Origin of the sequence: Synechococcus sp. RS9909 (assembly GCF_014279595.1) — a bacterium.
Lineage (GTDB): Bacteria > Cyanobacteriota > Cyanobacteriia > PCC-6307 > Cyanobiaceae > Synechococcus_C.
Genome location: NZ_CP047943.1, coordinates 1996384 through 2019263, shown reverse-complemented (window position 1 = coordinate 2019263; position 22880 = coordinate 1996384). Strand labels below are relative to the sequence as shown.

Here is a 22880-nt window from a genome sequence, read left to right as displayed (position 1 = left end):
TCATTCTGGCTGCAGACGGTCGCTGCCGAAGTAAGGCCTCAGCGCTTCGGGCAGCAGCACGCTGCCATCCTCCTGCTGGCCGTTTTCGAGCAGGGCCGCCATGGTGCGTCCGATCGCCAGACCGCTGCCGTTGAGGGTGTGCAGCAGCCGGGTGGTTTTGCCCTCCTTGGTGCGGATGGAGGAGCGCCGCGCCTGAAAATCGCCACAGACACTGCAACTGGAAATCTCGCGGTAGGCCCCCGCTCCGGCTAACCACACCTCGAGGTCATAGGTGCGTCGGGCGGAGAAGCCCAGGTCTCCTGTGCAGAGGTCCAGCACCCGATAGGGCAGCTCCAGGGCCTGCAGAACGGATTCGGCATCGGCTGTGATCTGGGCATGGGCCTCCTCCGATTGGTCGGGATGGGCAAACCAGTAGAGCTCCACCTTGTTGAACTGATGCAGACGGATCAGGCCGCGGGTGTCTCGGCCGTAGCTCCCCGCTTCCCGTCGAAAACAAGGGCTGTAGGCCACGTAGCGCAGCGGCAGCTGGTCAGCGGCAATGATTTCGTCGCGGTGCAGCGAGGTGACGGGCACCTCCGCTGTGGGTGTGAGCCAGAGGTCGTCATCGGCGCAGCGGAAGCTTTCTTCCGCGAATTTGGGCAATTGCCCCGATCCGGTGAGGCTGGCACTGTTGACGAGAACCGGCGGTAGCACTTCGCGGTATCCCTTGCTCGTGTGCAGGTCGAGCATGAAATTGATCAGGGCCCGCTCCAGTCGCGCCCCCTGGCCGAACAGGGTCACGAAACGGCTCTGAGCGATCCGCACCGACCGCTCCGTGTCGAACAGGCCGAGTTGATCGGCGATCGCCCAGTGCTCCTGCAATCCGTCGCCACGGCGCGGCGTGCCCCAACGGCGTACCTCCTGGTTGTCGGTTTCATCGCTGCCCTCGGGACAGTCGGGTGACGGCAGATTGGGAAGGGTCAGCAATTGCTCCCGCAGGCGCCCCTGGAGCTGTTTCTCTTCGTCTTCCAGGACGGCGACCTTGTGCTTGATCGCATTGCCTTGCTGGCGAAGGGCTGCCACCTCCTCACCTTTGGGATCGGCCCCGGCCTTGATCTGAACGCCGACCTCCTTGCCGATGCGATTGCCTTCGGCCTGCAGGCTGCTGCGTTGTTCTTCGAGGTTTCTCTGCTGCTGGGCCATCAGTTGCAGACCGGTGAGGTCCACCTCCAGGCCCCGACGCCCCAGTTCCCGGGCGATCAGGTCGGGATTCTCACGCACGAGGCGCTGATCAAGCACGATGAACGGAACGGCAGCGCGGGCAGCCTAGGTGCCGGCCCTCAGAGCACCTGACCGACCATGACGGCCGCCACGGCGGAGAAGAGGGTGATGCCGAGAGCGGTGAGTGGGTTCTGGCCCTGGGCTACGGCCACGGTGGTGATCACGCCGGCGCCAAGGCAGGCCACGGCGAGTTGGCTGGTGAGTTCACTGGATCGGTTCACGCCGGATCTGTCGGTATTGCAGCGAACCTACGGAGGGTCGGAGGGGCTGTCTGCCCTCGCCCTGACCTTCGTTACGGCGCGTCAGGCTTCTTCATTGCCCGCAACATGACGGGCTGGCGTGAGGGTGGACGCCGGCCGGGCGCGGCCGCTGCTCGCCCAGCGCTGCAGGGCCTCCAGTTGCTCCCGGGCCGTGCGTGAGAGCGGCACCAGCTGGTTGGCGGCCACGATCAGATCGCTTTCCTCCAGTTCGCGTCGCTCAGCGAAGGCCAGATGCATCGCTTCGATCACCGCCTGTTCGAGTTCTGCGCCGGAATATCCCTCGGTGCGATCCACCACGGTCTCCAGCGGCAGCGTCAGGTTGGGACGCCGCCGGGCCACATGCAGCGCAAGGATGCTGCGCCGCTCCTGGGCTGAGGGGAGATCGAGCAGGAAAATCTCATCAAATCGGCCTTTGCGCAGCAGCTCGGGCGGCAGCCGTTCCACGGCATTGGCCGTGGCGACCACGAACACGGCGGACCGTTTCTCAGCCATCCAGGTGAGAACGGTGGCCAGAACCCGCTGGCTGGTGCCCCCATCGCTGCGGCCATCCCCCCCAAAGCCCTTGTCGACCTCGTCGATCCAGAGCACGCAGGGCGCCATGGCCTCGGCCCGTTCGATCGTGTCGCGGGTGCGCGCTTCACTGGCTCCCACCAGACCCGCGAACAAGCGCCCCACATCGAGGCGCAGCAAGGGCATCGACCAGCTGTGGGCAATGGCTCGGGCCGTCAGGGACTTGCCCGTGCCCTGCGGTCCCACCAGGAGCACGCCACGGGGCATTGGCAGACCGAAACGGCGGGCTTCGTCGCTGAAGGCCTGATGGCGTTGGTCGAGCCAGTGTTTGAGCGCATCCAGGCCACCGATGTCGCCCGGATCGGCATCCGTCTGGCAGAACTCGAGCACTTCGCTGCGAGCGAGACAGCGCCGTTTCTCCTCGAGCACATCCTCCAGATCGAGGCGGCTGAGCTGGCCGCGCTGGGCCAGGGCTCGCGCCGCAACATGACGCACGCGTGCCTCTGTCAGGCCGCTGCAGGCATGGGTGAGTTCTTCGAGCACCTCGTCGTCCAGCTCCTGGTCACAGGCGCGGGCGATCGACGTGAGCAGAGCTTTCAGCTCAGGCTCACGAGGCAGGGGCAGGTCCAGAAGGGTGAGGCAGTCGTCCAGTTCCGGCGGCGGTGTCCAGGCGCCATGACACAGCACCAGGGTGTGGGGCGATTCGCGTAGGCGTGCCGTGAGGTTGCGCATCATGCGGGCGATGCCCGGATCGTCGCAGAAGCGGTGAAAATCCTTGAGCAGCAGCAGGGTGGGGCGACTGTCGTCCAGCTCCTGTAGCCACTGGAGCACCGCCATCGGCTGGCGCGCTCCTGTTCCGGCGCCGTTGAGCGGCCCCTGCAGGCCAGTGATGAAGTCCCAGCGGGCGAGTTGGCGTCCGGAAAGCCGTTCACTGACGACCTGCGCGAGCAGCGCTTCCACCCGTTCCTCCTCCTGGCTGCGGATCCAGATCAGGGGGGTTGCGGCCCGGATCAACAGCTCGAGCTGGTCGCTCCACTCCGCCTGCATCAGCAACCCTCCCCTCGGAGCTTGCGCAGGGCGGCCCAACGGGGATCGCTGGGTTCAGCCTTGAGGCTGTCGTTCTGGTGTTCAGCCGCTGGGGACCGTGGCCGCTCGAGCGGCATGCCGGGGCAATCCAGACCGCAGCGGTTGACCACCGGCAGCTGCAGATTCAGTTGTTCGAACACCCAGCGTTCCGGATCGAAACTGCCGCGGGGGTCGAGGCACTCGACCAGGCCCTGGGCTCCATCGACACCCAGGCCCGCTTCGGCCATGGCCGTCTCGTTCTCCGCATCGCCGAGCCAGATGAGTTCTTCCACATCCGCTTGGAGGCGATGGTTGTACTGACCGAGGCAGCGATCGCAGCAGAGGGTGACGATCGTCTCGAATCGACCTTGCAGTGCCAGGAGATTGCCGAGATGTTCCGCCTGCAGTTCACCCCGCACTGGCGTCAGGCTGGGAAGGTCGTCGAGACTGCCCTCGATCGGCCAGCGTTTGCTGGCCCCAAGAGCCTGGAGATCACGGAGGGAAACGGGCTCGAGCCCAGGAATCATTTGCTTCGCGGTTCGAAGGGCAAACGCCCGGCCGGATTGCCGCCACCGCCGGAACTGGCCGTCGCAGTCACGGTTTGTTGACGCAATTGATCATCGAGAATCGCCTGGAGGTTCTCAGGCAGGGCTTCTCTGGTCAGGAGGAAGGTCTGAAGCGCCTGGAAGATGTTGGCGATCACCATGTAGAGGAGAACGCCGGCCGGCAGCGGGAAGAACAGGAACATGCCGGTGATCATCACGGGAGTGATCTTGTTGGCGGTTGCCTGCTGGGGATTGGCGGGCATGCCCATGCCGGAGAGCAGCTGAGAGGCGAACAGGCTCAGGCCAAAGGCCCCGACGAGGATGGCGATGTCCCAGTTGATCGCTCCGTCGGTGTAGAAGCCAACCTGACCCAGGGCTTTGATGAACAGGAAGCCACTGCGGGCGGCAAGGCCTGGAATCTTGCCTTCCACGGTCGCATCGCCGGGAGACAAGGCCTGAATGGTGCCGTCGTCAGCAACGGATACCACACCCTCCCCTTTGGTCACCGTCCAGTCGGGAAGGAAGGATGGGCCATCCTCCACGCCTTCAAGAACGGTGGCGAAGCTCTCACCGTCTTTGGTTTTGAGCTGGATTTTGGCGCTGTCGCCCTGGCCGAGTTTGGTGCCGCCGGGGAGGCTGGCAATCACCGGCACATGATTGGTTTCGGTGATGAAGATCGAATGGCTGGCACTGTTGAAAGGTTTCGGGTCGACGGCGGCAATCTGCTCGGCCGGTAGCACTTTCAGATTCAGGGTGTAAGGAACGTCGGCGAAGGGTGAACCCCGCAGCGTGGCGAAGAGGGCAAAAAGGATCGGCATCTGCACCAGCAGGGGCAGGCACCCCGCCAGGGGGCTGCCGAACTCCTTCATCAGCTTCCCGAGTTCCTCCTGCTGCTTCTGAGGGTTGTTGGCGAAGCGTGATTTGATCTCCGCCTGCCGCTTCTGCATCACCGGTTGGGCGATGCGCATCCGGCGGGCACTGCGGATCGAGCCGGCACTGAGGGGGAAGAGGGCGAGGCGGATCACCACCGTGAGCGCCACGATCGCCAGGCCGTAGCTGGGAACCAATCCATAGAAGAAATCCAGGATCGGGATCAGCAGGTTGTCGGAGATGTACCCGATCACGGCAGAAGTCCTGATGGTGGTGGGAAGGGTGCTGCCAGTGTGCAACAGCGGCAGCGGTTGTGGTGCTCAGGCTGCAAAGCCCTTGGCTTCGGCTGTTGTCTCACCGCCTGCACGGGCTTCGATCCTGGCGAGGATGTAAGCCTCCGTTTCTCGGAAGCGGGGCACGGAGCGCATCTCGAGGCGGGATCCGTCGGTGAGCACCAGAACCATGTCGCCCCAGGCGCCAAAACCGCGGGGCACACAGCGCACCTCTCGAATCTGGTTGTAGACCACCTGGCTGCGATCCCGTCCCATCCAGCCACCACTCACGGAAATCCGTCGGCTGGTGATGCGGAACCGCAGCCAGAGCGCCCGCATCACGGCACCGACGGCGAAGGGCAAGCCGATCAGGGTGAGACCGAAGAGCAGATTGAGAATCAGGTCTCCGCGGGCTGGGCCGCCCTCGTAAAAGGTCTCTTCAACGGTTGTGGTGGTCATGGCAGCAGGCCGGCCTTCTTCAGCAATCTGTCGCATTCTTCCAGCAATCCGGGTCCGGCGTCGGCAGCACTGGGTCGCAAGCTGAGCAGCAACCAGCGGTCGGCCAGTCCTGGATCGCATGCCAGACGGGAGCGCAAATGCTGATGCAAAGCACGGCGAAGCCTGTTGCGCTTCACCGAACGCTTGCTCACTTTGCTGCTGATCACAACACCGCACCGACAACGGCGCGCCGCCGGATCCAGGCTTTCCCAGCGTTGAAGGGGGGGGCTCAGGCGCCGGGGGTCGGCCTGAACGACCCGAAGCACGAGATGGTCACTGTCGTGGCGTTTGCCGCGCCGGTGCAGGAGGTCAAAGCAGCGATGCCCCCTCAGTCGCATCGGTGGCGGTAAGGCCATCGCCGAACCGTTCCTCTCAGACGGCCAGGCGCGCCCGACCGCGTTTGCGGCGGCTGCGGATCACCCGACGGCCCGTATGGGTCCGCATGCGGACACGGAAACCGGAGACGCGCTTGCGCTTGCGGCTGGTACCGCCGAGTGTTCGTTTGGTCATGGAAAACGTCCGGCGACCGGCCTCTCATCGATCCGCCAATGTATCAGCCGGTCTGCGTCCTCATTCGATGTCGATGAGCCAGCTGCCCAGGTAGCCGGCCACGGGCACATCGCCCGGGGCCTGGGCCAGGGCATTGAACTGGAACATGCCGCTGCGGTTGGGGTTGAAGATGTTCATCACCACGCCGTAGGTGCCGCCGGTGGGAATGGGGGTGTCCGGAAAAACCTCAATCGCCGTCTGCTTCTCATTCACCTCAAACACGGCAGGCAGCTTTTCCTTGCAACGGGTGCGTGCCAGCATGCCGCCAGAGTCCATCCTGCAGAGGGTGAGATCATCCGGGGTGATCTTGGCGTTGAAGTAGTCCGGCACCGTGATGCTCAGTTTGAGGATGGCGCTTTTGCGATCCTTCGGGCGAAGGATGAAAAAGTACTCGGCCCGATCCAGCTGGGCGGTTGAACTCTGGTAGTAGTAAAGCTTCCGGTAATCCTTACTGTTCTCCCAGCGGAATTCCAGCAGGGAGGGAGTGCCCTGGGCCCGGGTGGCTTCTGGCGCGGCGACGTCGACCAGCGTTGTTGCTGCCAGCAGGCCCGTCGTCAGGCCGAGGGCTCCGGCCAGGCCGGCTCCACGACAGGTTCGGCGCAGTGTGGACAGTGTGGGAGTCAGCATGGGCAGAGCGGATGGCGAGAGCCATCGGCGGAAGTCTGTGGTTGATTGTCCTGAGCCAGCCTCTGGCAGCGACGCGGCCTGGGCCGGCCCTGGAGCTGTCAGTTGTGACCGGATCTGTCCGGACGCAGTTGGGCCGCTTCGCCAAGGTAGACGTGATGGGGTGGTTGATCGGCGGGTAACCACACGTGGGCCAGCAGACGGATGCAGCGCGGCAGGTCGCCCTGCACCGCCATCTGCTGGCAATCCAGCAGGGCCACGTTGTCCCAGCCCGGCTGGCGCCGGGCGATGGCGGCGGGGAAACAGGCATCCAGGTCTGCGGTCACGGAAAACGTCACCGACACGATGCGTTCGGCGCTCAGCCGATTGCGTTGCACCAGGGTGCCGACCAGATCGCCGACGCTTGCGGCAATCGCGTCGCATGTGTTGGCGGAGCAGGTGGTGGCTCCCCGGAGGCCGCAGAGCTTGGGCGAGGCGGTCATGGCCGGAACAGCCAAAGGGGTTGGTGGGACAGCAGCACTTCGCTTTCCAGCAGTTGACCCAACTGCTGCAGCAGCCCCGAGCCGGGCAGAAGCCCCATCAGCTGTTTGCGTGGTTTGCCCAGAGTCACGGGCTGGCTGTCGACCTCGAGTCCGGCCAGTTCCGCCGCCTTGCGGCGGGCGGTCTCTTCGTCGCCAAGGGCGTCCACGAGGCCGAGCTCCTTGGCCTGGGCGCCGCTGAAGACCCGGCCGTCGGCGAACTGCCGCACCACGTCGGGTTCCAGCTGCCGACCTTGGGCCACTGCCTGCACGAATTGCTCATAACTGCTGTCAATCAGCGATTGCAGCAGGTCTCGCTCTTCGGCACTCAGGGCGCGGTCGGGGGAAAGAATGTCTTTGTAGGCGCCGCTTTTCACGGTTTCGAAGCGGATGCCGACCCGTTCCAGCAATTTGGAGAGGTTGTTGCCGCGCAGGATCACGCCGATCGATCCGGTGATCGTGCCCGGGTTGCTCACGATCATTTCGGAGGCCACTCCGACATACACCCCGCCGGAGGCTGAGATGTTGCCGAAGCTGGCGACAACCCGACAGCCCTTGTCGCGCAAGCGGAGCAGGGCGGCATGGATCTCCTGGCTGTCCCCCACCGTGCCACCGGGGCTGTCGATCCGTAGAAGCAGGGCCGGGAATTCCCGCTTCTCCACCTCACGCAAGGCTTTCAGCACCCGCCGGCGTGTGGAGGCTCCGATCGCTCCCTCGATGGCGATGCGTGCCATGCGTCGTCGGGATCTGCGCCGCCAGGGCCAGGCCATCTGCATCATCCAAAGTGGTCTGGATCTTAAAAAGGAGCCTGTTGGAGGCCCCCATGTCCCTGCGGCTCGGGCTGTTGATGCTGTTGCCCTTCGCCCTGTGGGGCACGGCGATGGCAGCGATGGCTCCCCTGGTGGCTTCCGCCGGTCCCCTGCTGGTGGCTGCGCTGCGACTGCTGCCGGCGGGGATCGCGGTGCTCCTCAGTCTGCCCCTGCTCGGTGCTTCCGCACGGGTGGATCCGGCCGACTGGTTGTGGTTTCTGCTCTTCACCCTGGTGGACGCCACGGTGTTCCAGTTCTGCCTGGCCCGCGGTTTGGCGTTCACCGGTGCCGGTCTTGGTTCCGTGCTGATTGACTCCCAGCCTCTGATGGTGGCTCTTTTGGCCCGGGCCCTCTTTGCTGAAGCAATCAATCCGGTGGGTTGGATTGGTTTGTTGCTGGGACTGGCCGGCATCGTCTGCCTGGGGGTTCCGGCCGATCTCCTGCAGCACTGGTGGTTGTTTGGAGCGCCGGTGCCGCTCGCCGGCCTGCTCGGCGGTGGGGCGGGCTGGATGCTGGCGGCGGCCGTGGCCATGGCGTTCGGCACCGTGCTGAGCCGCTATGCCTGCCGCCACAGTCATCCCGTTGCTGTCACCGGGTGGCACATGCTGATCGGCGGGGTTCCACTCCTGCTCCTGCAGGCCCTTGCGCCAGGCCGTTCGCTCTGGCCGGATTGGACCTGGCCCGAGTGGGGGTTGATGGCCTACGCCAGCCTGCTGGGCAGCGCCTTGGCTTATGGATTGTTCTTCTGGTTCGCCACCCGCCGCGATCTCACCGGGTTCAGCACCCTGGGCTTTCTCACACCCGTGTTTGCTCTGCTGTCGGGTGGGATCTGGCTGCAGGAACGGTTGACGGCCCTGCAGTGGGTGGGGGTCTGCCTCGTGTTGCTGTCGGTGGTTCTGGTGAGTCAGCGGCGTCGGTTTTGGGAGCCCTCGATGCCCGAGACGCTTCTCTCCACAGGGGAATCAGGCTGATGGCATCGCCCTCTCTGGATCTCGTGCTGGTGAGCACACCGATCGGCCACCTGGGCAGCGGGCGAGGTGGTGGGGTGGAACTCACGATCACCTCCCTGTTGCGAGGGCTGGGCCAGCGCGGCCACCACCTCCATCTGGTGGCCCCGGAGGGTTCCCGGTTGCCCGAGGGGTGTGAGCAGGTGCACCTGCACCCCGTGGCCGGTGAGGATCAGCCCAGCTGGCAACATGCCGACCCCGATGGACCGGTGCTGATCCCTGCGCAGGGGGTCCTGCCAAAGCTGTGGGAGCGGGCTCTGGAACTTGCCTCCTCGGCCGATGCGGTGCTCAATTTCGGCTACGACTGGCTCCCCCTCTGGCTGACGCCCCGTCAGCACCAGCCGATCTTCCATTTGGTGAGCATGGGCTCAGTGGCGCGGGTGATCGATGCGCTGCTGCTGGATCTGGCCCACTGGGACCAGCGGCGGCTTGCGTTTCATAGCCGACGGCAGGCCGAGGATTTCGGTCTGCCAGCCCCCCCGGTGGTGGTGGGGAATGGGTTTGATCTCAGCCGCTACGCCCTCCAGGTGCAGACCGATGGCCCCCTGGGTTGGGCGGGCCGTGTCGCCCCCGAGAAGGGGCTTGAGGATGCCGTGTCGGTCGCGGCGAGGCTCGGTGAGCCTCTCTTGGTGTGGGGACTGGTCGAGGATCCTGCCTACGCCGCCCGGGTGGAAGCCGCCGCTCCGGCAGGCACGATCCAATGGCGTGGCTTTCTGCCCACCGCGGCTCTGCAAAAGGAGTTGGGGCGCTGTCGGGCTCTCATCAACACGCCGAAATGGAACGAGGCCTACGGCAACGTGGTGGTGGAGGCCCTGGCCTGCGGCGTGCCTGTGATCGCCTACGACCGGGGCGGCCCCGGAGAGCTGGTGCTGCACGGAATCACAGGTTGGTTGGTGCCTCCGGATGACTGTGATGGCTTGCTGGCGGCGGTGGAACAGCTCGATGCGATCGACCGCAACGCCTGTCGCCACTGGGTTGAGTGCCACGCCAGCCAGGCGATTTTTGCTGAACGGGTGGAGCGGTGGATCTGCCGGGGCCTGGCGCCCGGAGATGGCAGCATTTCCGCATGCCCCTGACCCTTTCGGACCGCCGGCACCATGCGCAGCAGCTCAGCCCGAGGCAGCGGCGCCGAGGCCTGCTGCTGATCCTGGCCCTCGGTGTGCTGGTCTGCTGCTGGCAGCTCGGCGCCACCGGTCTGGTGGATGAGACCCCGCCGTTGTTCGCCGCTGCCGGTCGGGCCATGGCGCGCACCGGTGATTGGCTCACGCCGCGCGTCAATGGCTTACCGCGCTACGACAAACCGCCGCTTGTCTACTGGCTGATGGGCCTGGGCTATGCCATGCCCGGCCATGGACAGTGGGATCCCCTGGGCACCTGGGCGGCTCGCCTGCCCTCGGCGTTGTCCACGCTGGCGGCGATGCTCATGCTCGGCGACACGGTGATGCGCCATCCCCAGTGCGGTGATGGCACACCCCGGCGGACGGCGCTCGCCACAGCCCTGGCCTTTGCCCTCTCGCCCCTGGTGCTGATCTGGAGCCGAACCGCCGTCAGTGATGCCCTCCTCTGCGGCACCCTGGCCCTGAGCCTGCTCTGTCAGTGGCGTTGCGATCGCGCCGGAGGACGCCAGTGGTGGATCGCCTGGTTGCTGCTCGGTTGTGCTGTGCTCGCCAAGGGGCCGGTGGCGGTGGTGCTCACCGGCTTCACCCTGCTGTTGTTTGGCTTCGTGCGCCGGGATGTTGTCGGGCTCTGGAGCCATCTGCGACCGCTCCGAGGCCTGACGCTCACGGCCCTGGTGAGCCTGCCCTGGTACGCCGCTGAATTGCTGGTGGAAGGAGAACCTTTCTGGAACAGCTTTTTTGGTTACCACAATCTGCAGCGGTTCACCTCCGTGGTGAACAACCACCTGCAGCCCTGGTGGTTTTTCGGCCCGGTGATGCTGGTGGCGGCCCTGCCGTTCACGCCATTGCTGCTCCTGGGTCTGCTTCAGGTGGCAAAAGGTGTTGGCCGATGGTCAGCGCCCGCTGAGCGCGACGAGTCGCTCCAGGTCTTCGCCGCCTGCTGGCTCTTGGCGGTGCTGCTGTTGTTCACCACGGCGGCCACCAAATTGCCCAGTTACTGGTTGCCGGCGACGCCGGCGGCAGCGCTGCTGATCAGTCTGTCGTTGCTGCCATCGCCCCTGCGCTCCCGGCAGACCCAGTGGTGGGCCTGGTTCGCTTGCGCTGGTCTCAGTGCCGTTCTGGCCGTGGGGCTGTGGCTGTCTCACCTCTGGATCCCCCTGATTCGTGATCCGGAGATGCCCACGCTCTCCGCAGAGCTGCTCGCCAGCGGCCTGTTGCTGCGAGCGGCGGTATGTTTCAGCGTGGCGGCTGTGTTGGGCGTGGTGCTGGCTTGGCGCCGCCAGCCGGGCCAGGGGCCCGCCAAGCTGCTCGGCATGCAGGGTCCCCTGTTGCTGTTTCAGTTGGTTGCCCTGGTGCCGATGATCGCCCTCGGCGACCGGGTGCGGCAGCAGCCCGTGCGTCAGGCTGCTGCAGAGATCGTTCGTCAGGGTCAGCGAGCCCCAGCCCCATCTGCTCAGGAGCCGGTGGCGATGGTGGGGGTCATGAAGCCTTCCCTGCACTTCTACACCGATCGGGTGGTGGTGTACGAGGGACGCTCGAAAGGTGCTCTGGTGAATGTCGCCGAGCGGTTGCGCTCCGAGCAACGGCGGCAGTGGAGCGGTGTCCCGATCGAGCAGATGCCCACCGCTTTGGTTGTGATCGATGCCGGCACGGCAGCTCAGAAGCATTGGCAGGGGTTGGAGCCGCAGCTGCTCGGTCGTTATGGCATCTATCGCCTCTGGCGCCTTGATCGCCGTCGCCTCGAGGCCCGGGCCGAACAACTTCAGGCCGATGGCGTCAGCTCCGATTGGCGCGATCCTCGGCCGGAGCGTTACTGAAGGAGGTTGTGTCGCTGGTGGCCAGCCGGTGGCGCCGGCAGAAGCCGCAATGGCCCCAGAGCGCCATCTCCCCAGCAGGGGCCGGGCTCTGGCACTGCGGACAGGTGGCGAGTCCGTGCACATCGATGCGACTGGGATGACGAGCCCAGATCGATGCCTCGCTGTCCAGTGCCGGGCGTGTCGGTGCATGGTGTTGCTGGATGCGCAGGTCGCGAATCGCGTGGCCGGCGCTCCGCAGCGCAGCCAGCAGCTGGGGGCGGCTGTATTGGAGTGCCTGACGCCATTGGGGTTGGCTGGCTCCCACGGTGAGCAGCCCTCCATGGAAACTCAGGGGGCGACAGTGCGGAGCGAGTTGGGATCCGGCCAGGCGCGGCCAGTCCTGCCAGATCGCGGCGATCGATCCTTGCGAGCGCCAGTCGCGTTGCAGGCTTTCCAGGCAGCCCAGCAGTGGCTCGGCTGCGGCTGGTTCCGCCGCCTGCATCAGCTCGCCCCGGCCGAAACGCCGCCGCTGGGATCGTGGCGCCCTTGCCATGGCTCACCACCTGTCCCAATGTTCCAGTGGATGTTAAGCGGCGCTGAGAGGGTCTCTCGCTAGCCTCAAACCGCCGCTCCTGCCAGCTCCTCCCCCATGGGTTTCTTCGATCGGCTCAGTCGTCTGCTTCGGGCCAACCTCAACGATCTGGTGAGCAAGGCGGAGGATCCGGTCAAGATTCTCGATCAGTCGGTTGCCGACATGCAGGCCGACCTGGTCAAGCTGCGTCAGGCGGTGGCGATGGCCATTGCCAGTCAGAAGCGGTTGCGCAATCAGGCCGATCAGGCCGAGGCCCAGGCGGCCACCTGGTATGAACGGGCTGAACTGGCCTTGAAGAAAGGGGAGGAGGGGTTGGCCCGTGAGGCCCTGGCCCGCCGCAAGACCTTCCAGGAGACCGCGACGTCGCTCTCAGGCCAGCTGCAGGGTCAGGACGCTCAGGTGGAGACCCTCAAGAAGAGCCTGGTGGCCCTCGAGGGCAAGATCGCCGAAGCGCGCACCAAGAAGGACATGCTCAAGGCCCGGGCCCAGGCGGCCCAGGCGCAGCAGCAGCTGCAGAGTGCTGTGGGCAATCTCGGCACCAACTCGGCCATGGCGGCGTTTGAGCGCATGGAAGACAAGGTGCAGGCCTTGGAGGCCAGCAGCCAGGCTGCAGCCGAGCTGGCCGGCGCCGATCTGGAGAGCCAGTTCGCTTCCCTCGAGGGTGGCAGTGATGTGGACGATGAACTGGCCTCCCTGCGGCAGCGACTGGAGGGTGGACCGGAAGCGGTGGCCTTGCCGGCCGGAGAGCCCTCCGACCAGACCAAGGTCGAGCCCGTGAAGGTGGCGGAGGTGGATGCCGATCTCGAGGAGCTGCGCAAGTCGATCGACAAGCTCTGAGCCCCCATAGGATCGGGCCACGCTTGATCTGTTGCCGTGGCTCCTGCTGTCTCCGACTTCACCGATGCGGCCTTTGCCCAGGAGGTCCTCCAGGCGTCGAAGCCGGTGCTGGTCGATTTCTGGGCGACCTGGTGTGGCCCCTGCCGCCTGATGGCCCCCTTGATGGACTGGGCCGCCGCGACCTACGCCGACCGCCTCGATGTCGGCAAGCTTGAGGTGGACGGCAACCCTGCCACCCGCGATGCCTACAGGGTGCAGGGCATTCCCACGTTGATCATTTTTCAGAATGGTGCGGAGCTGGCACGCCATGAGGGTGCCATCGCCAAGCCCCAGCTGCAGGCGTTCCTGGATGCACACCTCTAGGCGTCTGGAGCGACTGGGCAGCGGTGTTTTCGACCGCAATGACCAGCGCAAGCATCACTATCGCCTCAGTGAGGCGGCCCAGGGCCTGCCGCTTGTGGACCTCTCCCTTGGGTCGACGGATCTGGAGCCGCCACCCCAGGCGCTGGCCGCCATGGCGGCAGCACTTGAGGCGCCTGGAAGCGCGACCTATTGCCTCCATGCCGGCACCCGGCCCCTGCGTGAGGCCGTGGCCTCCTGGTGTCAGTCCCGTTTCGCGGTGGATGTGGATCCAGAGCGGGAAGTGCTGCTGCTGGTGGGCTCCCAGGAAGGAACAGCCCATCTGCCTCTGGCGGTGCTCAATCCTGGCGAGGCCGGCTTGATCCTCGATCCCTCCTACCCCTCCCACCGCGGTGGCCTGCTGCTGGCCGACGCCCGGATTGCATCGCTGCCTCTGGAGGAGGCGACGGGATGGCGACCCTGCTGGGACAGGTTGAGCAGCGCCGAATGGGATCAGTTGCGGTTGATGGTGCTGGGCTTTCCCCACAACCCAACGGCGCAGGTCGGTGAGCAGATCTGGCTGGATGAGGCGATGCAGCGGGCCCAGCGCCACGATTGCGTGCTGGCCCACGACAACCCCTATCTCGATCTAGCCCTGGAAGGAGAGGCGCCAGCGCTGTTGCGCAGCCAGGGCTGGCGCGAGCGGGGGATCGAATTCTTTTCCCTCTCGAAGGGTTGGTGCCTCGGTGGCTTCCGTCTTGCCTTCGCCGTTGGGGCGGCGCCCCTGATCAGCGCGCTCCGGCAGCTCAAGGGGGTGGTGGACTTCAACCAATCCCTCGCCCTGCAGCAGGGGGCGATCGCGGCTCTCACCGAGGTCCCCGATTGGCCGCGCCGGATCGTGCCCATCTATCGCGAGCGCAGGGATCGCACCCTGAAGGCGCTTCAACGCCTCGGCTGGCAGGCGCCCGTCCCGTCGATGGCGCTCTATCTGTGGCTTCCCGTACCCGCCTGGGCCAGGCAGCGGGGCTGGAACGACGAGGATCTGGCGGCGGCGCTTCTCGATCAGGCGGGTGTGGCGCTCACCCCGGGGTCGGGCTTCGGTGCCGCCGGTGCCCATTGGTTGCGCCTTGCCCTGGTGCAACCGAGCGACAGCCTGGAGCAGGCCATCCGGCGTTTGGAGCCCTGGTGGCGGCAGCAGGGCTGATCGGCCGGCGAGGGGCGGATCTGGCGCGGCGACGGCGTCGTCAGGGCCTTCCCGCCTGGAACCTTCGCGTGCTTCCCGTCTGTGCCAGCACGGAGACCGCGCTCAGCCAGTGGTTGCAGCACAGGCCCTGGCAGGGGCCGCAGCCCCGGGCGGTGATCGCGCGCCATCAGATTCGGGCTCAGGGGCAATGGGGGCGGGTCTGGCAGGCCCCGGCGGGAGGGGTCTGGATCAGCGCGGCCCTGCCCTGGCCCTCAACGGCAGCGGCCCCCGGCCTCCTGGGTCTGGCCGTTGCCCTGGCTCTGGCGGAGCGCCTCGAGGGGGAGGGAGTCCCGATCCGGATCAAATGGCCCAATGATCTGCTGATCGGCGACCGGAAACTGGCTGGTGTATTGCCGCGCATGGTGTACTGCGGTGGTCAGCTTCGTCTGGCGCGCATCGGCGTGGGCCTGAATGTGATCAATCCCGTGCCGGTAGGGGCTGTGGCGCTGCGTCAGGTGCTGGCCCCTGGTCGTTGCCGTCCCTGGGTCTGGACGACCGAGGTGCTGCGATGCCTCGAGCGTGCCTGTGGATTCGCCCTGGCTCCACAGACGCTGGTGCGGGCCGTGGAGGCGAGGCTGTGGCAACGGCAGGTGCGTGACCCCGCCACCGGTGAGCTGTGGCGGATCACGGGGTTGGCGGCTGATGGGGCTTTGCAGCTGCAACAGGGAACCCGGACCATGAGCTGGACGCGTTGGACTGACGCTCGCGAGCAGGGTCTCTAGAGTCTCGCCGTTCCTGACTGATGTGTGCTCGTGCGCTGGCTTGCGGCTGCCTGGCTCCTGGCCTTGCCGGTGGCCCCTCAGGCCCCGGGTGACCTCCCTGCCGCAGAGCCGCCTGTGCTGCCCCCGGCCAGGCTGGAGACTCAGGAACCGCTGCGTTTTGACCGCTCCCTCGAAAGCCTGGAGCGCAACAGGGTGATCACCCCGCTGGAACGGCGGCAGCTGGAGGCGGGTGCCGTGGCTCGGCCGATTCATGTGCCGGCCCTGCAGCAGGCCTGTCGCAGCGGTGCGCTGTCGAAGCAGGAATGCCGTTCCGGTGTGGCCCTGCGTGGCCGTGGCTTGCGCGGTGACTCAAAGCGTTTGTCCTGGCGTTCCCGCCGCGACGGTGGTCTGGCCGCCAGCTTGCGTCGCGGTGCGGATGGTCAGCCCCTGCCACCGATCACGGTGCCGGTGTCCGCTCTGCTCGGTGGAACCGGTCCCGGCTTCCGACTCGAATCGGTGTTCGCCGTCTCACCTCGCCCCTTGCCGCTGGTGGGCAACGGCGATCGCCGTCTCCTCTTTCCGATTATCGGCTCGGCGATCACCACCAGTGAATTCGGCTGGCGTCTCCATCCGGTGATCGGCAATTGGTTGATGCATGCCGGCAAGGACCTGGCCGCGCCTGAAGGCACGCCGGTGGTGGCCGCATTGTCTGGCACGGTCACCAGCAGTGGTCTAGCGGGTGGGTATGGCATCGCCGTTGAGCTCGAACACAGCCAGCCCCGGCGCCGCACGCTGTATGGCCACCTCTCCGAGATCTATGTGAAAGCGGGCCAGACCGTCCGTCAGGGGGAGGTGATCGGACGGGTCGGCAGCACGGGGTTGAGCACCGGTCCCCATCTCCATTTCGAACTGCGGCGACCCGATGGGGATGGCTGGGTGGCGATGGATCCGGGTGATCTGGATCTGAACCCGCTGACGGCGGGCGGAGATGATGCCGTGTCGTTGTTGGTGGCCCAGCTCATGCAGGGTCTGGAGCGGCCCCGCGGTTAAGCACGCCCGGCTTCATCGCGTGGCTTCATCCCGCAGGATGAAGCCAACGCCACGAACGGTGTGAATCAGCGTGGGTTGATCTTCGGTTTCAATTTTCTGGCGGAGATAGCGGATGTAAACGTCGAGAAGGTTGTCGTCTCCATAGAAATTTTCTCCCCACACACCGCGCATGATTTCAGCGCGTTCCAACACCCGGCCCCGGCCCCGCATGAGGAAGTGAAGCAGGTCGTATTCCTTCACGGAGAGTTGAATCTCCCGGTCACCTCGACGCACATCGCGCGTGCCGGTATGCAAACGGAGATCGCCTACCTCCAGGAGCAGTGGCTGCCCGCTCCTGCCCTCCTTGGAGAAGAATTCCGCCCGCCGTTGCATGGCCCGCAGGCGAGCCATCAGCTCCTCGATCGAGAAGGGCTTGGTGAGGTAGTCATCCACGCCGGCATCGAGAGCTTTGACCCGATCGGCGATGTCGTCGTGGCCGGTGAGCATGAGGATCGGCGTGGTGACGCCACTGCTGCGAATCCTCTGGCAGATGTCGATGCCGGTGAAGTCGGGGAGATTCCAGTCGAGCACGATCAGATTCGGAGCCGGGTCCTGGCGAGCCTTGATCAGGGCTGAAGCTCCGTCGGAGGCCACGTCGACCGCGTAGCCCTCCACATCGAGTTCGAGGCGCAGCAGGTCGGTCAGGCGGGATTCGTCATCGACCAGCAGAACCCTCGGGGGGCTGGCTGCAGCATCAACCATGCACGAGCAGCGGCCTTCCGTCAGCTTAGTCAGCCCTGCATCAGCGGCGATTCCGCTCGAGGCGCTCGACGCGGCCGTCGCGGAAATGGGCCACCGTGGCGGCCCTTGCGGCCACATCGTCTTCGTGGGTCACCAGCACGAGCGTGATCCCCTGGCGATGCAGATCGTCAAACAGATCCAGCACATCGTTGGTGGTGCGCGAATCGAGGGCGCCGGTGGGTTCATCCGCCAGCAGGAGGGCGGGTTGGTTGATGATCGCCCTGGCGATCGCCACCCGTTGCTGCTGGCCGCCGGAGAGCTGATTGGGGCGATTCTCCAGGCGTTCGGCCAGGCCGACCCGTTCCAGTGCCGCTGCAGCCCGGCGGCGTCTCTCGCCGGCGGGAACGCCGGCATAGATCATCGGCAACATCACATTTTCAAGCGCGGAAGCGTGCGGCAGCAGGTGGAACTGCTGGAAGACAAAGCCCAGCTCCTGGTTGCGCAGATCGGCCAGGGCGTCGTCATCGAGTTGTTCGACGGCGATGCCGTTGAGTTGGTATGAGCCGCTGCTGGGGCGGTCGAGGCAGCCGATGATGTTCATCGCCGTGCTTTTGCCGGAGCCGCTCGCACCCATCACCGCCAGGTAATCGCCCTGATGCACGGTGAGATTGAGATGGTCGAGAGCCTTCACGGTGGCCGCACCGGTGCCGTAAACCTTGCTCACCTCATGCAGATGAGCCACCGGTTGCGCGTCGGTTGCCGTTGATAAGGGGGCGGGTGCGGGGTCAGCCAAGGGCTCTCAGGCTGGCCTGGGCGATCGCTTGCTGCAGCAGTGGTGTGCCATCCACCGCACTATTGGCCCACTGGAACAGGGGATTGGAGAGAATGCCACCCACGGCGGTCACCAACACGCAGGCGACGAGGGCAAAGCGCAGGGGCGGAAGTCCGAGGGTGGTCCACTGGATCGCGGGATAGTTACGCACCACTTCAGACGCTTCCTGGGGCTCTTTGACCACCATCATCTTGATCACCCCGATGTAGTAGTAGATCGACACCACGGAAGTGATCAGGCCCACCACCACCAGCAGATACTGGTGATCGGCCCAGCCAGCAAAGAAGAGATAGATCTTGCCGAAGAAGCCGAGCATCGGCGGAATGCCGCCAAGGGAGAGCAGGCAGAGGCTGAGTCCTAGGGTGATCAACGGATCTTTTTGATAGAGGCCGGCGTAATCAGCGATGCGATCACTGCCCGTGCGGATCGAGAACAGGATGATGCAGGCAAAGGCGCCCAGGTTCATGAAGAGATAGGCCGCCATGTAAAGCACCATGGCCGCGAATCCATCTTCCGTACCGCACACCAGGCCGATCATCACGAAGCCCGCCTGGCCGATGGAGCTGTAGGCCAGCATCCGCTTCATCGATGTTTGGGCCAGGGCGACCACATTGCCCAGGGTCATGCTCAACAACGCCAGCACGGTGAAGAGAAGCTTCCACTGGGCGTCGAAGAAGTCAAAGCAACCCACCAGGATGCGAAGAGCGAGGGCAAAGCCAGCCGCCTTGGAGCCCACGGAGAGGAAGGCGACCACAGGTGTCGGCGATCCCTCATACACATCCGGCGTCCATTGATGGAAGGGAACCGCCGCGATCTTGAAGGCCACCGTGGCCAGCACAAACACGAGGGCGAGGGCCGCCAGTGGTGTGGGGCTGGTGAGCAGGGCTTCGCCGATCACCTCGAGGCTGGTGGAACCACTGAGGCCATAGAGCAGGGAGCCGCCGTAGAGAAAAACAGCCGCCGCGGCTGAGCCCACGAGTAGGTATTTCAGGGCTGCCTCGGAACTGCGGGCATCCCGCTTCATGTAACCCGAAAGCAGATAGCTGGCGACTGAGAGGGTTTCCAGGGAAACGAACACGCTCACCAGATCGGTGGCTCCGCAGAGGAGCATGGCACCGAGCGTGGCAGCGAGGAGGATGGCGGCATATTCACCCACAGGCGTGCCGCTTTTCTCGGCGTAGCGCCAGCTGATCAGGAGCGACAGCAGGGTGGAGAGGGCGACGATCGATCGGAAGGCGATGGCGAGTCGGTCCGGCAGGAAAGCCCCGAGGAATGAGGGCTCCAGCGGCGCATTCCACTGCAGCGCGAGCAGCACCAGGGCGGTGCCGAGGCCGGCATAACAAATCGGTGGAACCCAGCGCACGGCCACCCGTTCACCCGCCAGATCCACCAGCAGCGTGGCCAGCATGGCGATCAGCACAGCGCCCTCTGGAGCCACTGCTCCAGCGTTGAGGGCCAGATTGATTAACTCCCCAGGTGCGGCCATGGCCTGGGTGGAGAGAAACAGTGCACCCAGCTCGGGCATGGCTCGCTTGGGATCCGTCCGTGCGGCGACTGTAGCTGCGCTGCCCGGCCACACACGCTCGCGCTTCCCGGGCGCGATTCCCTGCAGTAGGAACCATGGTGCGATAAAGAGGGGGACGGATACCTGCCGCCTGTGGCGAACACCCTGGTCATTGTTGAGAGCCCCACCAAGGCCCGCACCATCCGTGGCTTTCTGCCCAAGGGCTATCGGGTGGAGGCTTCCATGGGGCATGTGCGCGACCTGCCCAATAACGCCAGTGAGATTCCAGCCGCCCAGAAAGGTCAGAAATGGGCCAACCTCGGTGTCAACACCGAGGCAGACTTCGAACCGCTCTATGTAGTGCCGAAGGACAAGAAAAAGGTGGTGCGAGAGCTGAAGGACGCGCTCAAGGGAGCTGAGCAGTTGCTGCTCGCCACCGATGAAGACCGGGAAGGGGAGAGCATCAGCTGGCATCTTCTGCAGCTCCTGGCCCCCAAGGTGCCCGTCAAGCGCATGGTGTTTCACGAGATCACCAAGGAGGCGATCTCCCGGGCTCTGGAGCAGACCCGCGAGCTGGATATGGAGCTGGTCCATGCCCAGGAAACCCGACGGATTCTCGATCGCCTCGTGGGCTACACCCTTTCGCCCCTGTTATGGAAGAAGGTGGCCTGGGGCCTCTCTGCCGGTCGGGTGCAGTCGGTGGCGGTGCGTCTGCTGGTGCAGCGGGAACGGGCACGTCGTGCCTTTCGCAGCGGCAGCTACTGGGATCTCAAGGCGCAACTGGAGCAGGCCGGGTCTGCCTTCGACGCCAAGCTCACCCATCTGGAGAACCAGCGCATCGCCACCGGTCAGGATTTCGATGAGTCGACCGGCGGTCTCAAGGAGGGCAGCAAGGTGCGGCTGCTCAGTGAGACTGAGGCCCGTGCTCTGGTCAACACCGTTCAGACCTCTCCCTGGCGGGTGGAGTCGGTGGAGGAAAAGCCGTCGGTGCGTCGGCCAGTGCCTCCTTTCACCACCAGCACCCTGCAGCAGGAGGCCAACCGCAAACTGCGGCTGTCGGCACGGGAGACGATGCGCTGTGCCCAGGGGCTGTATGAACGGGGCTTCATCACCTACATGCGCACCGATTCGGTGCACCTCTCCGAGCAGGCGATCAGCGCAGCCCGCCATTGCGTGGAGCATCGCTACGGCAAGGACTATCTGAGCAAGGCGCCGCGGCAGTTCAGCACCAAGGCCCGCAACGCCCAGGAGGCCCATGAGGCGATCCGGCCCTCCGGTGAAACCTTCCGCGCGCCTGCGGACACCGGTCTGGATGGTCGCGATCTCGCTCTCTATGAGCTGATCTGGAAACGCACGGTGGCCAGCCAGATGGCGGAAGCTCGGCTCACCATGCTCACTGTGGACCTGCAGGTGGCGGACGCCCGGTTTCGTTCCACCGGCAAACGCATCGACTTCCCTGGCTTCTTCCGCGCCTATGTGGAGGGCAGCGATGATCCCGATGCAGCCCTGGAGGGGCAGGAGGTGTTGCTGCCGGCTCTGAAATCCGGTGATGCGCCCACGCCCCGGGAGGTGGAGGCCCTCGGCCACCAGACCCAGCCCCCGGCTCGCTACAGCGAGGCCTCGCTCGTGAAAATGCTGGAGAAGGAAGGGATCGGCCGGCCGTCCACCTACGCCAGCATCATCGGCACGATTGTTGACCGTGGCTACGCCTCACTCCAGAACAATGCCCTGACCCCGAGCTTCACGGCCTTTGCCGTCACCGCCCTGCTGGAGGAGCATTTCCCCGATCTCGTCGATACGGGCTTCACCGCTCGGATGGAGTCGACCCTGGATGAGATCTCCACGGGCAAGGTGCAGTGGTTGCCTTACCTGGAAGGGTTTTACAAGGGTGAGGAAGGACTGGAATCCCAGGTTCAGAAGCGTGAGGGAGACATTGATGCCGGTGCCTCCCGCACGGTCGACTTGGAGGGGCTGCCCTGCGTGGTGCGCATCGGCCGCTTCGGCGCCTATCTGGAGGCGAAACGGGTGGGAGACGATGGCGAAGAGGAGCTGATCAAGGCCACCTTGCCCCAGGAGATCACGCCGGCCGATCTCGATGCCGATAAGGCTGAACTCATCCTCAAGCAGAAGGCCGACGGCCCCGAAGCCCTGGGTGAAGATCCGGAAACCGGTGATCTGGTGTATCTACTTTTTGGTCAGTACGGCCCCTATGTGCAGCGGGGCCAGGTGAGTGATGAGAACCCGAAGCCGAAACGGGCGTCTCTGCCCAAGGGAGTGAAGCCGGAGGATCTCAGCCTCGACGATGCGCTCGGTCTGCTGCGGTTGCCGCGGTTGCTCGGGGAGCATCCCGAGGGAGGGCGCGTTCAGGCCGGACTCGGCCGCTTCGGCCCCTACGTGGTTTGGGATAAGGGCAAGGGTGAGAAGGACTACCGCTCACTCAAGGGCGATGACGATGTGCTGGCGGTGGGCCTCAGTCGCGCCCTGGAGTTGCTGGCGATGCCGAAGCGGGGGCGTGGGGGACGCACCGCCCTCAAGGACCTTGGGAAGCCCGAGGGCAGTGAGGAGACCGTGCAGGTGTTCGATGGTCCCTATGGCCTCTATGTGAAACAGGGCAAGGTGAATGCGTCCTTGCCGGAGGGCAAGGGCGCTGACGCCATCACCCTGGCGGAAGCGGTGGAGTTGCTGGAAGCCAAGGCCGCCAGCAAAAAGACCAGCAAGCGCTCCAGCACCAGGAGCAGCACGGCCAAAAGCACCACCGGAAGCAAGGCGGCGGCACGCAAACCCGCAGCCAAGAAACCACCCGCCACCACCAAGACCGGGCGCCTCAGGGCCAGCGCCGTGCGGGTGATCAAACCCGGGGAGAGCTGATGGCCCCGCGCCGCATCGGCCTCTGGATCCCGGTTCTCCTGGTGCTGCAGGCCTGCAGCACCACCCCGTTTGGTCGGCAGCTGGCCGAGAGTTTTGACCCTCCACCGGCTCCTCCCACCGCCACGGCCAACGCCCAGACCAAACAGGAGCAGCCGAAACCCGAAGAGCCCAACCCTCAAGATCCCGACCCGCAGAAGCGGGGATCGGTGGAGGACACGGCCGCGGCGACAGCCAAGCCAGCCACCACCGCCAAAACCCAGGAGCCAGCGCAGCCCCCAACGGCCAAGCCGCAGCCCTATCGGATCACCATCCGTCTGTCGGGGGCGGATCCGGCCGCACCGGCTGAGCTTGTCACCCGGTCGCTGCGGGAGGCCGGCATTCCGTTTGAAGTGGAGACGATCGAACGGATCAGTCCCGCCGGCGGCGCAGCCTCAGGCGATACGCCATCCCCTGCTGCAACGCCATGACCCCGCCACCGCCCGCACCACCAGCG

Annotated in this window: 25 protein-coding genes; 10 read left to right on the top strand and 15 right to left on the bottom strand. The window is 65.4% G+C overall.

Annotation, left to right across the window (positions count from 1 at the left end; all coding sequences use genetic code 11):
* The 11 genes from serS to sppA form a co-directional block, all read right to left on the bottom strand.
* Positions 1 to 1278, bottom strand: a complete 1278-nt coding sequence (gene serS, locus SynRS9909_RS10680) for a serine--tRNA ligase (protein WP_007101730.1) — start codon at positions 1276 to 1278, stop codon at positions 1 to 3.
* A gap of 41 nt (positions 1279 to 1319) precedes the next feature.
* Positions 1320 to 1481 (bottom strand): hypothetical protein, encoded by a 162-nt coding sequence (locus tag SynRS9909_RS10675; protein WP_007101731.1) that lies wholly within the window; start codon positions 1479 to 1481, stop codon positions 1320 to 1322.
* 81 nt (positions 1482 to 1562) lie between these two features.
* On the bottom strand, positions 1563 to 3077 hold the full coding sequence (locus tag SynRS9909_RS10670; RefSeq protein WP_007101732.1) for an AAA family ATPase: 1515 nt from the start codon (positions 3075 to 3077) through the stop codon (positions 1563 to 1565).
* Positions 3077 to 3622 (bottom strand): DUF177 domain-containing protein, encoded by a 546-nt coding sequence (locus tag SynRS9909_RS10665; RefSeq protein WP_007101733.1) that lies wholly within the window; start codon positions 3620 to 3622, stop codon positions 3077 to 3079. The genes SynRS9909_RS10670 and SynRS9909_RS10665 overlap by 1 nt, the downstream gene beginning before the upstream one ends.
* Entirely contained in the window at positions 3619 to 4764 is a 1146-nt protein-coding gene (gene yidC, locus SynRS9909_RS10660) for a membrane protein insertase YidC (protein ID WP_007101734.1), read from the bottom strand. Before yidC ends, SynRS9909_RS10665 begins: the two co-directional genes overlap by 4 nt.
* A gap of 66 nt (positions 4765 to 4830) precedes the next feature.
* On the bottom strand, positions 4831 to 5241 hold the full coding sequence (locus SynRS9909_RS10655; protein ID WP_007101735.1) for a PH domain-containing protein: 411 nt from the start codon (positions 5239 to 5241) through the stop codon (positions 4831 to 4833).
* Entirely contained in the window at positions 5238 to 5636 is a 399-nt protein-coding gene (locus SynRS9909_RS10650) for a ribonuclease P protein component (protein ID WP_038001137.1), read from the bottom strand. Before SynRS9909_RS10650 ends, SynRS9909_RS10655 begins: the two co-directional genes overlap by 4 nt.
* A gap of 16 nt (positions 5637 to 5652) precedes the next feature.
* Complete coding sequence (rpmH, locus tag SynRS9909_RS10645; RefSeq protein ID WP_071933957.1) at positions 5653 to 5790, bottom strand: 50S ribosomal protein L34; 138 nt, start codon at positions 5788 to 5790, stop codon at positions 5653 to 5655.
* A 60-nt stretch (positions 5791 to 5850) separates the two neighbouring features.
* Positions 5851 to 6456: a DUF2808 domain-containing protein gene (locus tag SynRS9909_RS10640; RefSeq protein WP_007101737.1), complete on the bottom strand. Its 606-nt coding sequence runs from the start codon at positions 6454 to 6456 to the stop codon at positions 5851 to 5853.
* A 98-nt stretch (positions 6457 to 6554) separates the two neighbouring features.
* Entirely contained in the window at positions 6555 to 6935 is a 381-nt protein-coding gene (aroH, locus tag SynRS9909_RS10635) for a chorismate mutase (protein WP_007101738.1), read from the bottom strand.
* Entirely contained in the window at positions 6932 to 7741 is an 810-nt protein-coding gene (gene sppA / locus SynRS9909_RS10630; protein WP_038001876.1) for a signal peptide peptidase SppA, read from the bottom strand. The genes aroH and sppA overlap by 4 nt, the downstream gene beginning before the upstream one ends.
* 53 nt (positions 7742 to 7794) lie before the next feature.
* Between sppA and SynRS9909_RS10625 the strand changes: the two genes are divergently transcribed.
* Genes SynRS9909_RS10625 through SynRS9909_RS10615 form a run of 3 tightly spaced genes read left to right on the top strand, consistent with a single transcriptional unit; the run spans position 7795 to position 11722 of the window.
* Entirely contained in the window at positions 7795 to 8751 is a 957-nt protein-coding gene (locus SynRS9909_RS10625; RefSeq protein ID WP_007101740.1) for a DMT family transporter, read from the top strand.
* Positions 8751 to 9863: a glycosyltransferase gene (locus SynRS9909_RS10620; protein WP_007101741.1), complete on the top strand. Its 1113-nt coding sequence runs from the start codon at positions 8751 to 8753 to the stop codon at positions 9861 to 9863. The genes SynRS9909_RS10625 and SynRS9909_RS10620 overlap by 1 nt, the downstream gene beginning before the upstream one ends.
* Positions 9854 to 11722 carry a glycosyltransferase family 39 protein gene (locus SynRS9909_RS10615; protein WP_007101742.1) on the top strand — a complete coding sequence of 623 codons (1869 nt, stop codon included), beginning with the start codon at positions 9854 to 9856 and terminating at the stop codon, positions 11720 to 11722. Before SynRS9909_RS10620 ends, SynRS9909_RS10615 begins: the two co-directional genes overlap by 10 nt.
* Here SynRS9909_RS10615 and SynRS9909_RS10610 read toward each other — a convergent pair.
* A complete protein-coding gene (locus SynRS9909_RS10610) occupies positions 11682 to 12254 on the bottom strand; it encodes a DUF721 domain-containing protein (protein ID WP_038001140.1) in 573 nt (190 codons plus the stop codon). The two genes, SynRS9909_RS10615 and SynRS9909_RS10610, sit on opposite strands and share 41 nt — an antisense overlap.
* 96 nt (positions 12255 to 12350) lie before the next feature.
* Between SynRS9909_RS10610 and SynRS9909_RS10605 the strand changes: the two genes are divergently transcribed.
* Genes SynRS9909_RS10605 through SynRS9909_RS14065 form a run of 5 tightly spaced genes read left to right on the top strand, consistent with a single transcriptional unit; the run spans position 12351 to position 16463 of the window.
* The gene (locus SynRS9909_RS10605; RefSeq protein ID WP_007101744.1) at positions 12351 to 13130 is read left to right on the top strand and encodes a PspA/IM30 family protein; all 780 of its coding nucleotides are present in this window, start codon (positions 12351 to 12353) and stop codon (positions 13128 to 13130) included.
* 36 nt (positions 13131 to 13166) lie between these two features.
* A complete protein-coding gene (gene trxA / locus SynRS9909_RS10600) occupies positions 13167 to 13493 on the top strand; it encodes a thioredoxin (protein WP_007101745.1) in 327 nt (108 codons plus the stop codon).
* Complete coding sequence (locus SynRS9909_RS10595; RefSeq protein WP_007101746.1) at positions 13480 to 14673, top strand: aminotransferase class I/II-fold pyridoxal phosphate-dependent enzyme; 1194 nt, start codon at positions 13480 to 13482, stop codon at positions 14671 to 14673. Before trxA ends, SynRS9909_RS10595 begins: the two co-directional genes overlap by 14 nt.
* Complete coding sequence (locus SynRS9909_RS10590) at positions 14655 to 15434, top strand: biotin--[acetyl-CoA-carboxylase] ligase (RefSeq protein WP_007101747.1); 780 nt, start codon at positions 14655 to 14657, stop codon at positions 15432 to 15434. Before SynRS9909_RS10595 ends, SynRS9909_RS10590 begins: the two co-directional genes overlap by 19 nt.
* A 24-nt stretch (positions 15435 to 15458) precedes the next feature.
* Positions 15459 to 16463 (top strand): M23 family metallopeptidase, encoded by a 1005-nt coding sequence (locus SynRS9909_RS14065; protein WP_007101748.1) that lies wholly within the window; start codon positions 15459 to 15461, stop codon positions 16461 to 16463.
* Between the two features lie 12 nt (positions 16464 to 16475).
* On the opposite strand, the gene SynRS9909_RS10580 is transcribed toward SynRS9909_RS14065, so the two are convergent.
* Genes SynRS9909_RS10580 through SynRS9909_RS10570 form a run of 3 tightly spaced genes read right to left on the bottom strand, consistent with a single transcriptional unit; the run spans position 16476 to position 19540 of the window.
* Entirely contained in the window at positions 16476 to 17204 is a 729-nt protein-coding gene (locus tag SynRS9909_RS10580) for a response regulator transcription factor (RefSeq protein ID WP_007101749.1), read from the bottom strand.
* Between the two features lie 40 nt (positions 17205 to 17244).
* Complete coding sequence (locus tag SynRS9909_RS10575; protein ID WP_007101750.1) at positions 17245 to 17976, bottom strand: ABC transporter ATP-binding protein; 732 nt, start codon at positions 17974 to 17976, stop codon at positions 17245 to 17247.
* Positions 17969 to 19540, bottom strand: a complete 1572-nt coding sequence (locus SynRS9909_RS10570; RefSeq protein ID WP_007101751.1) for an NAD(P)H-quinone oxidoreductase subunit N — start codon at positions 19538 to 19540, stop codon at positions 17969 to 17971. The genes SynRS9909_RS10575 and SynRS9909_RS10570 overlap by 8 nt, the downstream gene beginning before the upstream one ends.
* Before the next feature lie 132 nt (positions 19541 to 19672).
* On the opposite strand from SynRS9909_RS10570, the gene topA reads away from it, so the two are divergent.
* Both topA and SynRS9909_RS10560 read left to right on the top strand, forming a co-directional pair.
* A complete protein-coding gene (gene topA / locus SynRS9909_RS10565) occupies positions 19673 to 22387 on the top strand; it encodes a type I DNA topoisomerase (protein WP_007101752.1) in 2715 nt (904 codons plus the stop codon).
* Entirely contained in the window at positions 22387 to 22854 is a 468-nt protein-coding gene (locus SynRS9909_RS10560) for a hypothetical protein (RefSeq protein WP_007101753.1), read from the top strand. The genes topA and SynRS9909_RS10560 overlap by 1 nt, the downstream gene beginning before the upstream one ends.
* Positions 22855 to 22880 lie beyond the last annotated feature (26 nt).